The 11,359-nt window shown below is 52.7% G+C and carries 10 protein-coding genes, 9 tRNA genes and 2 pseudogenes; 2 read left to right on the top strand and 19 right to left on the bottom strand.

What is annotated here, in order from left to right; translation table 11 throughout:
- A partial coding sequence (gene sspI, locus CPT76_RS04025) for a small acid-soluble spore protein SspI (RefSeq protein ID WP_219845382.1) occupies nt 1-153 on the top strand: 153 nt, incomplete at its 5' end.
- Between the two features lie 93 nt (nt 154-246).
- Here sspI and CPT76_RS04020 read toward each other — a convergent pair.
- The 3 genes from CPT76_RS04020 to CPT76_RS04010 form a co-directional block, all read right to left on the bottom strand.
- A complete protein-coding gene (locus CPT76_RS04020; protein WP_105442011.1) occupies nt 247-1,830 on the bottom strand; it encodes a peptide chain release factor 3 in 1,584 nt (527 codons plus the stop codon).
- Nucleotides 1,831-1,977: 147 nt separating this feature from the next.
- Nucleotides 1,978-3,528: a glucose-6-phosphate dehydrogenase gene (zwf, locus tag CPT76_RS04015; protein WP_105442010.1), complete on the bottom strand. Its 1,551-nt coding sequence runs from the start codon at nt 3,526-3,528 to the stop codon at nt 1,978-1,980.
- 168 nt (nt 3,529-3,696) lie between these two features.
- Nucleotides 3,697-4,428 (bottom strand): YwmB family TATA-box binding protein, encoded by a 732-nt coding sequence (locus tag CPT76_RS04010; RefSeq protein ID WP_219845379.1) that lies wholly within the window; start codon nt 4,426-4,428, stop codon nt 3,697-3,699.
- A 208-nt stretch (nt 4,429-4,636) separates the two neighbouring features.
- Here CPT76_RS04010 and CPT76_RS04005 point away from each other — a divergent pair, with 208 nt between their 5' ends.
- The gene (locus CPT76_RS04005; RefSeq protein ID WP_105442008.1) at nt 4,637-4,969 is read left to right on the top strand and encodes a hypothetical protein; all 333 of its coding nucleotides are present in this window, start codon (nt 4,637-4,639) and stop codon (nt 4,967-4,969) included.
- A 94-nt stretch (nt 4,970-5,063) separates the two neighbouring features.
- On the opposite strand, the gene CPT76_RS04000 is transcribed toward CPT76_RS04005, so the two are convergent.
- The 16 genes and pseudogenes from CPT76_RS04000 to CPT76_RS03925 all read right to left on the bottom strand — a co-directional run bounded on the left by CPT76_RS04000 (nt 5,064) and on the right by CPT76_RS03925 (nt 11,350).
- Nucleotides 5,064-5,711, bottom strand: a complete 648-nt coding sequence (locus tag CPT76_RS04000; protein WP_076175243.1) for a response regulator transcription factor — start codon at nt 5,709-5,711, stop codon at nt 5,064-5,066.
- Nucleotides 5,692-6,775: pseudogene (locus CPT76_RS03995) on the bottom strand (sensor histidine kinase). Before CPT76_RS03995 ends, CPT76_RS04000 begins: the two are co-directional and overlap by 20 nt.
- A gap of 15 nt (nt 6,776-6,790) precedes the next feature.
- Nucleotides 6,791-7,438: a cell wall-active antibiotics response protein LiaF gene (gene liaF / locus CPT76_RS03990; RefSeq protein WP_105442007.1), complete on the bottom strand. Its 648-nt coding sequence runs from the start codon at nt 7,436-7,438 to the stop codon at nt 6,791-6,793.
- 173 nt (nt 7,439-7,611) lie between these two features.
- Entirely contained in the window at nt 7,612-8,316 is a 705-nt protein-coding gene (locus tag CPT76_RS03985; RefSeq protein ID WP_105442006.1) for a PspA/IM30 family protein, read from the bottom strand.
- A gap of 3 nt (nt 8,317-8,319) precedes the next feature.
- Nucleotides 8,320-8,807 (bottom strand): annotated as a pseudogene (locus CPT76_RS03980) (PspC domain-containing protein).
- A 4-nt stretch (nt 8,808-8,811) separates the two neighbouring features.
- A complete protein-coding gene (locus tag CPT76_RS03975; RefSeq protein WP_076175189.1) occupies nt 8,812-9,486 on the bottom strand; it encodes a PspA/IM30 family protein in 675 nt (224 codons plus the stop codon).
- Nucleotides 9,487-9,564: 78 nt separating this feature from the next.
- Nucleotides 9,565-9,870 (bottom strand): LiaF transmembrane domain-containing protein, encoded by a 306-nt coding sequence (locus CPT76_RS03970; RefSeq protein WP_076175192.1) that lies wholly within the window; start codon nt 9,868-9,870, stop codon nt 9,565-9,567.
- 677 nt (nt 9,871-10,547) lie between these two features.
- Nucleotides 10,548-10,627: transfer RNA gene (locus tag CPT76_RS03965), tRNA-Leu, on the bottom strand.
- 17 nt (nt 10,628-10,644) lie between these two features.
- A tRNA-Arg gene (locus CPT76_RS03960) sits at nt 10,645-10,721 on the bottom strand.
- Nucleotides 10,722-10,733: 12 nt separating this feature from the next.
- A tRNA-Cys gene (locus CPT76_RS03955) sits at nt 10,734-10,807 on the bottom strand.
- A gap of 9 nt (nt 10,808-10,816) precedes the next feature.
- Nucleotides 10,817-10,891, bottom strand: a tRNA-Gly gene (locus CPT76_RS03950).
- Nucleotides 10,892-10,897: 6 nt separating this feature from the next.
- Nucleotides 10,898-10,972: transfer RNA gene (locus CPT76_RS03945), tRNA-Gln, on the bottom strand.
- A 22-nt stretch (nt 10,973-10,994) separates the two neighbouring features.
- Nucleotides 10,995-11,070: transfer RNA gene (locus CPT76_RS03940), tRNA-His, on the bottom strand.
- Between the two features lie 31 nt (nt 11,071-11,101).
- Nucleotides 11,102-11,175, bottom strand: a tRNA-Trp gene (locus CPT76_RS03935).
- A gap of 10 nt (nt 11,176-11,185) precedes the next feature.
- A tRNA-Tyr gene (locus tag CPT76_RS03930) sits at nt 11,186-11,271 on the bottom strand.
- A gap of 3 nt (nt 11,272-11,274) precedes the next feature.
- Nucleotides 11,275-11,350: transfer RNA gene (locus CPT76_RS03925), tRNA-Thr, on the bottom strand.
- Nucleotides 11,351-11,359 lie beyond the last annotated feature (9 nt).

Genomic DNA, 11,359 nt, shown 5'->3' with positions numbered 1-11,359 from the left:
GAAGGATCCGTCGACGGTCCGGAGCAGGCGCTCCCCGGCTTGGGAGCGATCTTTGAGATGATGTGGAAAAATATCGACACAAAGCAGCAGAACGAGCTCGTCCATGTGGCTCATGAGCACCTCAAGACGATTAAGCCGGGGCCATTGACTTAACAAAGACGCCTGTGCTTTTACCGCAATGACAAATACCCCTCCGCTGGGAAACAGCGGAGGGGTATTTCCTATATTACAGAAGCTTCAGCAGACTTAAGGAGCGGTCTCCAAAAACTTCGCGGTCGGATTTTTTTCCATCGCGGTCCGCATCGCATATTCGTTTTCGAACAGTACGACATAGTTGCCCTTCTTATCCTTCACCAGCGTCGAGTTGATGCGGAATTTGCTCGGATCGATCTGGTCGTCCACGATCCAGCGGGCGAACTGGTACGGCATCCGCTGCAGCTGCACATCCACGCCGTACTCGCCTTTCATCCGGTATTCGAATACTTCGAACTGCAGCTGGCCGACAACGCCGAGAATCGTATCGTCGAAGCTGACTGTATGGAACACCTGAATGGTCCCTTCCTCCGTCAGCTGGTCGATGCCCTTCTGGTACTGCTTGTGCTTCAGGGCGTTCTTGACCGTCACCTTCGAGAAAATCTCCGGCGAGAACGTCGGCAGCTCGTCAAAGACGATTTCGCTGCCTTGGCTCAGCGAGTCGCCGATCCGGAAAATGCCCGGGTCAAACAGCCCGATGATATCGCCAGGATACGCCTCATCGACGATGTCGCGGTCCTGTGCCAGGAACTGCTGCGGCTGCGACAGCTTGATGTCCTTGCCGACCCGCACATGCTTGACGGTCATGCCGCGCTGGAACTTGCCGGACACGATCCGCATGAAGGCGATGCGGTCCCGGTGCGCCGGGTTCATGTTCGCCTGGATTTTGAAAATGTATCCCGAGAACTTCTCGTTCGTCGGCTCGATCAAACCAGCTGTGCTGCGGCGCGGCTCCGGCGGCGGGGCCAGCTGCAGGAAGTTCTCCAGGAACGTCTGCACCCCGAAGTTGTTGATCGCACTGCCGAAGAACAGCGGCGTCAGTTCACCTTTCTGTACCTTTTCCAGGTCAAATTGGTCCCCCGCCACGTCCAGCAGCTCCAGGTCCTGGCACAGCTGATCGTGTAGGTAATCCCCCGCCATTTCACGGATAACCGGGTCGTTATAGTCCTCCACCTTCTGTACCTGAATGGTCGAATGGTCGTTCCCCTGGAACAGCTCGACCTGATTCTTCATGCGGTCGTAGACACCGCACAGTTCGCGTCCGGTCCCGATCGGCCAGTTCATCGGCACGGAGCGGATGCCAAGCACCTGCTCCAGCTCCTCCATCAGGTCGAACGGACTCCGGCCTTCCCGGTCGAGCTTGTTAATAAACGTAAAAATCGGAATGCCCCGCTTCGCGCAAACCTGGAACAGCTTGATCGTCTGGGCCTCGACCCCTTTGGCCACGTCGATCAGCATGACGGCGCTGTCGGCAGCGGTCAGCGTACGGTACGTATCTTCACTGAAGTCCTGGTGACCTGGGGTGTCCAGAATGTTGATCCGGTGTCCGTTATAATCGAACTGCATCACCGACGAAGTAACCGAAATCCCCCGCTGCTTCTCGATTTCCATCCAGTCACTGGTCGCGTGCTTGCTCGCTTTGCGCGCTTTGACTGTACCAGCCAGCCGGATCGCGCCGCCGAACAGGAGCAGCTTTTCCGTTAATGTCGTTTTACCTGCGTCCGGGTGGGAGATAATCGCGAACGTCCGGCGCTTCTCCACTTCCTGCTGCAGCGTATCATCTATCGCTTTGCTCATTTCACTATTCCCTTCATCACTAAAGTCATGTCTATTATTGTATCACATTCTCTACGCAAATCACCCCCATGCAGAGGCTGCATGAGGATGATTTCATTTCAGGCTATGTCTTTAGTGAAACACAAGGCAAGCACCGGTACAACGGTTTTATTTGCCAATCTGCCACACGACGTTGTCCTCTTCCTGGCCGTTCACCGGCCACCAGTGGAAACCGTCCGCTTTCAGCAGTTCGTCCGTTTCCTTCGGTCCCCAGGACCCGGCAGGATAATAAGAGATATCGCCCTGGTTTTGCGCCCAGGCTTCGGCGATCTTATCGACGAAGGACCAGGCCGACGCCACTTCATCCCAGCGGGTGAAATACGTTGATTCGCCGCGGGCTGCATCATGCAGCAGGCGCTCATACGCTTCAGGCGAGTTGATGCCGACCATGCAGCTCTGGCAGAAGTCCATCGCGAGCGGCTCGATTTCATTTTCGGAGCCCGGCTTCTTCGCGTTGATCTTTACGTAGATGCCTTCCATCGGGTTCACCCGGATGACCAGCAGGTTCGGTTCGAGCTTGTATTTTTTACCCAAATAAACGTTGTTCGGCATGCTCTTGAATTCCACGACGATTTCCGTCGTTTTGACCGGAAGGCGTTTGCCTGTCCGGATATAGAACGGTACGCCCGCCCAGCGGAAATTATCCACGAACAGCCGCGCCGCAAAATACGTTTCCGTATTGGAGTTCGGGTCGACCTTGTCCTCCTCACGGTAGGCTGGCAGGTCCTTACCACGGGCAGAGCCCTTGATGTACTGGCCGCGGATGACGTTCTTCTTCACTTCTTCCGCTGTCTCGTAAGGCCGGAGCGAACGGAGCACCTTCACCTTCTCGTCGCGGATATCCTCCGGCAGCAGGCGGCTAGGCGGCTCCATCGCGATCATCGTCAGCATCTGCAGCATATGGTTTTGTCCCATATCGCGGAGTGCGCCGGCATGGTCGTAGTACCCTCCGCGCTCTTCAACACCGACGGTTTCGCTCAGCGTAATCTGAACGTTGGAAATGTGCTTGTTGTTCCACAGCGGCTCGAAAAACGCGTTGGCGAACCGGATGACTTCGATATTCTGCACCATTTCCTTGCCCAGGTAGTGGTCGATCCGGTAAATTTCTTCTTCTTTAAAGACCTGCCGAATCTGTTCGTTCAGCTCTTCAGCCGATTTCAGATCGTAGCCGAACGGCTTCTCGATGACGAGGCGGTTCCAGCCTTCGGCATCCAGCATGCCGCCCTTTTGCAGGTTAAACGATACGCTGCCGAACAGCTCCGGTGCCAGGGCCAGGTAGAACAGGCGGTTGCCCGGAATGCCGAACTGCTTCTCCAGCTTCACCGTCTGTTCGTTTAGTTCACGGAATCCGTCGACGTTGTTGATATCGAGGGACTTATATTCAAAATGCTGCGCAAACGTCTTCCAATTGTCGTTGTCCTCCGCCTTGTAACGGCAAAATTCCTGAATCGACTGGAAGATGTCCTCACGGAACTCCTCCTGGGTACGCGGACGCCGCGCGACGCCGATGACCGCAAAATCCTCGGCTAATTTACCTTCACGGTACAAACTATAAATGGCAGGAAACAGTTTGCGTTTGGCCAAATCCCCGGTTGCCCCGAAAATAAAAAATACAGCACCAGGTGTTTTGAGTGCTTCAAGATTTTGATTTTCAGTCATGGCTCCTCATTCTTTCTATGTCGTATTTTGGTCTCTTCAAAATCCCGATTTTACACCATAATTTGGTGGCATAAAATGATTGATGTCATTTTAGCACATTCATCAGCATGATGCTATCCGTTTAACCTGGTGGTAAATCAAAAATTTCTTTCTGCGTGCTGGGCAGGTCTAATACTCAATCGTAATGACCGGAAGCCCGATCGTCACCCGGCTGCTGCCGGTCGATTGATCCTCATGGACCGCCACCTGCATGTTCAGAACCTTCCCTCCGCTTTGGATGCCGGACCGCAATGAAGGCACCTCGTAAGCGTTGCTGACCGTAGTCGCATCCTCGTAGGATTCTGCTTTTGTCGCCGCCATATTTCTGAAAATGCCATCCTCTACCGCTTTCATGGTCGATCCGGCAGGATGCTCCCCTTTAACCGTTCCCTGCAAAGAAGCATTCCATTCAGCATCGATGCCGTTTTCGTGCAGTACCTGTCCGTATTCCGACTGGAGTTCGGTCAAGGCGCTCAGCTGCTCATCACCAGCCGCCTCCAGTTGAATAATAATATAACTGCGATCTTCTGAAATCTCCTGCCAGTTAAACCGCACGTTAACGCCATTTTTCGTATCCACGACCCGGTACGTCAAGTGGCCGCCTTCCGTCAGCTGCTGTACTCCCGGCAGATTCAGTGATTGGGACAGCCCCTCGGCCGCCTCGTACGCATCCTGATTACCGCTCGCTTCCCAGTCTCCCTGCCACTTCACAACCAGACGCTGCGGCACGTCTACCACTTCATTTCCCAGCTTCAAGAGGGTGCGCAATTCTTCCGGATCCTGATGGGACGGCGCCGACGTCTGATTCGCGCTGTACCACAAATATCCCATCCATACTAAAGCCGCTATGCATACCGCCAAACCTAAACCTGCCCATCTCCGGACTGCCATCATCCCTCATACATCCCTTCACCAGGAAATCTATCAATCTACTAAAAGGATGTCCGTTTCCGGGGCGATTATACCTAAAGCCGCACGATAGGCGAAATTGGGTGAATGACCATAGCCGCGTCCATAGGCCGTGAATACACTGGTTAATAAAAATGATAAGGGAGGTTCGCACACTTCCATGATCCCTATTTACCCATTAACAGAAGAAAATATTCGGCAGCACTGCGGCAAGATGGTCGCCGCCTGTATGTATGACGGCAGAGTATATACCGGAAAGCTCACTGAGTGCAAAGACGGCCATATTATACTGAACGGGCCGGAAGGCACCCAGCTGCACGGCGCCAAAGTAAAGGGCGGCCATAAAAAACGCGCAAAGGGGCCTGTAGCCAAAGCTCCGGAAAAAGCCACCGTCCGCGCCTTCTATCCTTATTATCCGTATGGCTATGGATTCGGCTTTGGAGCTGGCCTGGCGCTGAGTCTGGCCACCCTCGGGCTGCTGTTCTTGATTTAGCGGTCTTCAAAACTTACACATTCTGATCTCTAAAAAAGCCCCTGGAAGCTATCCGCTCCTCAGGGGCTTTTCCTCTGCTATGGATTCAATTCAACTATTCCGCCAGACCGTTCTTGTAAGCGTAGATCGCCGCCTGCGTGCGGTCGTCTACGCCCAGTTTCGCCAGGATGTTCGTCACATGGAACTTGACCGTTTTGATTCCAATGATGAGGTCATCGGCGATTTCCTGGTTGGACTTGCCCTGCGCCAATAGGCGGAGCACATCCATTTCGCGGTCGGTCAGCTCCTTGTGCGCCGGGGCCTCCACCTCCGGATGGCGGAACCGGTTCATCATCTTGGAGGCGACCTGCGATTCCAATACCGATTGTCCGCGCGCCGCGGCGCGGATGGCGTCGGCGATTTCGCTTGCGCGCGACGTCTTCAGCAGGTAGCTGAATGCGCCGGCCTCGATAACCGGGTACATTTTCTCGTCGTCCAAATAGCTTGTCAGCACGATCACCTTGCAGTCCGGGTACAGCTTCAGCAGCTGCCGCGTCGCCTCAATTCCGTCCATGCCCTCCATCACCAGGTCCATCAGGACGACGTCGGGTTTGTATTCCCGGGCAAGGCGGATACCTTCCTCCCCGCTGCCTGCCTCGCCGACGACTTCGATGCCGTCCTCAGTCCCCAGCACAGCCGCCAGACCGATCCGCACCATCTCGTGGTCATCGACGAGCAGCACTTTAATCATGGGTGTTTCCATTTCCAAGATCCTCACTCCCTGCTTTGTCTTCAGATACAATCGGCACGGTAATTTCGATTCGCGTACCCTTGCCGGGCGCCGTAATGATCTGGATCGATCCGCCGATTTCGTTGACGCGTTCCTGCATATTTGAAAGGCCGTAGGAGGCCTGTTTTGTCTCGTTTAGTTCAAAGCCCTGGCCGTCGTCACGCAGCATGACCCAGACCGTGTCTTTCTTTTGGTGAATCCGGATTTCCATCTTATCCGCTTTGGCATGCCGGAGCGTGTTAGACATCGCCTCCTGGATGATGCGGAACAGATTGGTTTTCGATTCCTTTTACCAGGTGGATGCCTTTGTCCATTTCAAACACGATTTCCATCGGGACCTTCACTTTGAGCTCTTTGACCAGCTCGCCGAGGCCTTGCTCCAGCGGCTTGCCTTCCAAATAGACCGGCCGGAGATGCAGCAGCAGCGCCCTCATTTCCGACTGGGCCACAGCGGCCATCTCTTCAATGAGCGCCACCTGGCGCTGGGCCTTGTCAAAATCCTTCTCAAGCGTCCTCCCCACGGCCGTCGCCGTCATCGATATCGCAAACAGCTGCTGGGATACCGCATCATGCAGCTCCCGTGCCAGACGCTGGCGCTCCTCTACGATCGCCGATATCCGCGCCTGCTCGGCCAGCTGGGCATTGTTCGTGGACAAGCGCTGAAGGGAGTTCACCTGCTCCTCCCACTTTTTGCTGATGCGCCCAAGCTGCTCGCCAAGGCGCCCGACCTCGTCGCTGCCAAGCTCCGGCACGGAGCGGGCGACGTTCCCTTTTTCCCAGGAGAGCAGCGTTTCCCGCAGCCGTTCCAGCTTCATTTTTACCCGGTAGCTCTGATAGAACCCGAAGATAGCTCCCAGACCGATCGGAACCAGGATCAGCGTAGCACCGGCCTGCAGCGTTTTTTGCCAAGAATCAAACGGGGCCAAATAACCATATGTATAAAGTACGTAAAAAATGATCAGGAGCATAACAAAAGAAAGAAGGGCCCCCTCGCCCATGCTCCGGGAGACCATATTAGCCGGTTTTCGGGTTTTCATCAGGGAACCCTCCTCCTATGACAGATCAATATCAACATCTCCTACCAGGTAGGAAATATGGAATTTAACTTTGTATTCGCTGGTCTCATAATTAGGGGATTTCCAGTTCAAACGGTTCATCAACCCGTTATCCCGGTGCCCTCTGAAATCGATCGCGCCGAACAGGACGAACACTTCAAGCTCCACCCCGTAATACTCCGGAATTTTGATGTCCGTATCCCCCATGATGCCTTGAAACATCATCACCGTACGGTGTTCCTCGGGGATCGCAAGCGACAAATCCAGATCGGCTTCATTGATGACATGCCAGACGCTCTGGCTTCTCATAGCCCAAGGGACCTGGTCCCAATTGTAATGCCCCGAAAATCCCTGCTTCTGCAGGTACCCGTCCCGGTTTTGTACCTTCCTTGCCTTTACAAAAAACCATCCCAGGGAGATCAGCGCAATCCCCAGCACGATCAGCAAATGATCAATCAGCAGCAGGATGGCTCCGATCGCCACGAGACGGTAGCCTCTCTTCACTTTTCCGCCGCGAATCGTATAAATTCCCATGAGAATGAATAAGAGGGCGACGATGGTAAAAAAGCCGACCCACCTGCCGAAGAGCATGAGGAGGCCGATCCCGATGAGAATCAGCGCAATGAAGCGATTTCTTTTTTCCATGCCGCACCTCCTTATGATGTCTTGGTTTATCGGAAAAGTAAGACCGGAAAAGCCATAGGGTTGTGACGGGCACACTCCTTATGGCTTCACCGGGATCCAGGAAGATGTGAATGAGGTCTCGCGCCCTTATTCCATTCTTCCTAGCATATCATATTGTCCGCAGAATTGAATACTTATTCTTTATTCGATTTGGAAGGAGCGGCAGCCGTCGGGTTCAGCTTGCTTTTCAGCGCGCTGAGCTGTTCTTCCACCTTCAGCTGCTTCTCCGCATCGACCGGGCTGGTGAAAGCGGATGTTTCCGGACGGTAAGGGGCACGCATTACATCAGCTTCAGCTTCCATTTGCATGATCTTTTCTTCCATGCGATGGAATCCAAGGGACGCGCTGCCGCTTTCGATCGTATGCAGGCTGCTGATTTGAGACATTTGCTTTTTGGCTTTCGCCATTTGAGCACGGGCTACAAGCTCATTGCGCTTGTTGCGCATTTTGTAGAACTCGTCTTTCATGTCATGGAGCTGCTGTACCAGTTCTTTGGCTTGCGCCTCGGATTGAGCGTGCAGTTCTTGGTACTCGGACAGTTTTTGGTCAAAATAAATCTTTTCCTCGAGCAGCTTGCGCGCTACTTCTTCCTGGCCGTTACGAAGTGCCAGTTCAGCTTGAGCCTCACGTTGGCAGGCCATCTTCACGGCTTCTTCCACGCGCTGCTTCATGCGGCGTTCATTGGCCATTTGCTTCGCTACTGTAACTTCCGCGTCATGGATTTCTGCCTCCATATCGCGCAGATACTGGTTCAGCATAATTACTGGATCTTCAACTTTATCCAATACCTCGTTCACCGATGCTTTCGTCATATCCTTAATTCTTTTAAATACTCCCATGTTTTACACTTCTCCCTTCTCGTACTTAGATAATTTTTTTTTCAATTCCTCAAGCTCTTTCTTCATGGCTTTCTTCTCGATATCTTCCATCATGGCGTCCAGGTCGGATGCGGAAGAGCTGTATCCGCCCGGTCTGCCTCCGCCGTATGGCGAACCGTTGTATTTGGCTCTAGGGTCAAAAGATTGGGCACCATAAGCGCCGTTGCCTTGCTGACCGTTGCCGTAGTAGCTGCCGGACCCCATACTATTGCCGTAGTATCCGCCCCCAGCTACCCCCGGCCCGGTCCATATGGATTAAAAGGTGTCGTTGGTTCTTTAGGGATGACCAAAGCCGCGATAAAGTAGATGAACAGCGTGGTCCCGCCGGTAAATGGGATACTGATCAAGAACAGGATCCGCAGCAGCGTGGAATCGATGCCCAAGGTATCGGACAAACCGCCGCACAAACCGGTGACCATTTTATCGCGGGTCGATCTGTATAGCTTGCTCATGACGTTACTCCTTTCCGCTGTTGTTCAGCTTTTCCTTCAGGCGGGCCAGCTCCCTTTCCAGCACGCTGGATACCGTTCCGCTGGCTTGCTCGAACAGTTCCTGACCGCCGCGGCGCAGGTCGCGCAGACTGCGTGCTTCAAATTCCCAATCGGAAATGCGGTCTTCCAGACGGTTGAACATCTTGGGAACATCCTGTCCGCCAAAACCTTCCATGCGCTGATTCATCCGCTGCTGAAGTCTGAGGGTTTCCATCCGTGCCGCGTAGTATTGACGTTTGCTGTACACGGTTTGGTACTCCAATTTCAGGTCGTTCAGCTGATTTTCCAGCTCGGTGAGCGACTGGCGGGTTGTATCCAGCAGTCCTCCGTATTGCTCGAGCTTTTCTTCATAGATGATTTTTTCCTGCAGTGCGAGCTTGGCTAGATGATCCTCGCCGGCCTTCAGAGCCAGCAGCGCCTGCTCCTCACGCTTTTCCTTCATATTGGATGCCTGATCCACTTGCTGCTTCAGCTGTCTCACATGAGCGGAGTACTGCTGAACGAGCTTCTCGGCTTCCATAATATCGTCACGCGTTGATGCCAAAAACTGATCGATCAACCGTACCGGGTCCTGACTTTGTTCCAAACGTTCATTTAATGTCGCTACGGTGATATCCCGTACCCTGCGAAATACGCTCATCTGTTTTTGCTCCCTCCTTATAAGCTGTGATCGCCTATTCGTTTGATTGTATTTATTGAAGGTAATTCTTTGTTACCGTTACATCCACTTCGACGACTTCTTACCTTTCAGCAGCATAATCCCGAACACTACCAGGGCAATTCCCAGCAGCGGTCCGATGATCCAGGACAGCTTCGCCAGAAGTCCCATGACACCGAATGCGAGGATAATCGTACCGATGACCACCTTACCTCTGCGAATTCCATAATAGCCGAGCACGATCATCAGGATCGGGAAGATCAATCCGATCAGCCTGCCGAATAATGGAGCGAATACTCCCAGGAGCATCAGTGCTCCGATTGCGATCAATACGATCGCCCAACCAGAAGTTTTATTTGTTCTCATGCATTGTCACCGCCTTTCGTTTGTATCAACCTTATGACTCTATTTTAGGTTCAATCCGGGTTTTCCAAAACGGACCCCAGACGGTTTTTAATCCTAGACCTAAGTCGGGGGAAGGCTCGGACCTTAGACGAAGCAAGCTTTTTCTGCATGTAACACGCTTTGGGAACTTTAATGAGCAGTTTACTTATACAATGCTTGGGATAGGAATCGTTGGAGGCTCTGAACAAGGGATTTAGCACTTAGCTAAAGAAACATTGAGCCTGTTTAGCCCGGGTAAAGCCGGCTGGAATGGTTTATCAACTTTAAACAAGGATGGGGAAAACGTTCAAAGGGAGTAATGGTAGAACGAACGGATTGATCTGAGGATCTTGTTCAAGGCTGTTGTACACCCTCTTACCCCCATCTTACGAGGGCACGTCATATAAAGAGAACACCTATGCAGATAGGACCTACATAAAACAACATGATACGAATTAAACGCCCTATAGCCATACAAATAAACGCAATACGAATTAAAATGGCCACCTTTCTGCGGGATATCATCAGGTGGCTGATTGGAAGGAGGAGTGCAATATAATGGGAGGAGAGACTAACGAACGACGAACGATGGCTCGGTTTACAATGTTAGTCTATACAAGAAAAAGCCTTGGAAAGATATCCAAGGCTTTTCTCTATGATGCCGGTGAAGGGACTCGAACCCCCACGGTTTCCCTCACGATTTTGAGTCGCGCGCGTCTGCCAATTCCGCCACACCGGCATATTCTGTTAAAAAAATGGCGCGCCCTAAGAGATTCGAACTCCTGACCTTTTGATTCGTAGTCAAACGCTCTATCCAGCTGAGCTAAGGGCGCATATGAAATTAATGGAGGCGCCACCCAGATTCGAACTGGGGATAAAGCTTTTGCAGAGCTGTGCCTTACCACTTGGCTATGGCGCCGAAATCAAATGGAGCGGACGACGGGAATCGAACCCGCGACCCTCGCCTTGGCAAGGCGATGCTCTACCGCTGAGCCACGTCCGCTTAAACTGGCTGGGGATATAGGATTCGAACCTATGCATGACGGAGTCAAAGTCCGTTGCCTTACCGCTTGGCTAATCCCCAACAAGATTGTCATTATAAGTTATGGGGCGATCGATGGGACTTGAACCCACGAATGCCGGAGCCACAATCCGGTGCGTTAACCCCTTCGCCACGACCGCCATAATAAAAGATATGAAGCTGTATTTCGAATGGCAGGGGCAGCAGGAATTGAACCCACACTAACGGTTTTGGAGACCGCTGTTCTACCTTTAAACTATGCCCCTATAATAAAACTGGTGGAGGCTGATGGATTCGAACCACCGAACTCGTACGAGAACAGATTTACAGTCTGCTGCGTTTGGCCACTTCGCTAAGCCTCCATATGGTGCCGGCGAGAGGACTTGAACCCCCAACCTACTGATTACAAGTCAGTTGCTCTACCAATTGAGCTACACCGGCTTTTATGCT

Origin of the sequence: Paenibacillus sp. AR247 (genome assembly GCF_002968895.1) — a bacterium.
Taxonomy (GTDB): Bacteria; Bacillota; Bacilli; order Paenibacillales; family Paenibacillaceae; genus Paenibacillus_AQ; species Paenibacillus_AQ favisporus.
The sequence above is the reverse complement of the archived record's forward strand: the minus strand, read 5'-3'. Positions and strand labels throughout refer to the sequence as shown.

Coding starts and splice junctions, on each gene's coding strand:
- CPT76_RS04020 (WP_105442011.1), bottom strand. CDS start 1,830: ATGAGCAAAGCGATAGATGATACGCTGCAGCAGGAAGTGGAGAAGCGC.
- zwf (WP_105442010.1), bottom strand. CDS start 3,528: ATGACTGAAAATCAAAATCTTGAAGCACTCAAAACACCTGGTGCTGTA.
- CPT76_RS04005 (WP_105442008.1), top strand. CDS start 4,637: ATGATCCCTATTTACCCATTAACAGAAGAAAATATTCGGCAGCACTGC.
- CPT76_RS04000 (WP_076175243.1), bottom strand. CDS start 5,711: ATGGAAACACCCATGATTAAAGTGCTGCTCGTCGATGACCACGAGATG.
- liaF (WP_105442007.1), bottom strand. CDS start 7,438: ATGGAAAAAAGAAATCGCTTCATTGCGCTGATTCTCATCGGGATCGGC.
- CPT76_RS03985 (WP_105442006.1), bottom strand. CDS start 8,316: ATGGGAGTATTTAAAAGAATTAAGGATATGACGAAAGCATCGGTGAAC.
- CPT76_RS03975 (WP_076175189.1), bottom strand. CDS start 9,486: ATGAGCGTATTTCGCAGGGTACGGGATATCACCGTAGCGACATTAAAT.
- CPT76_RS03970 (WP_076175192.1), bottom strand. CDS start 9,870: ATGAGAACAAATAAAACTTCTGGTTGGGCGATCGTATTGATCGCAATC.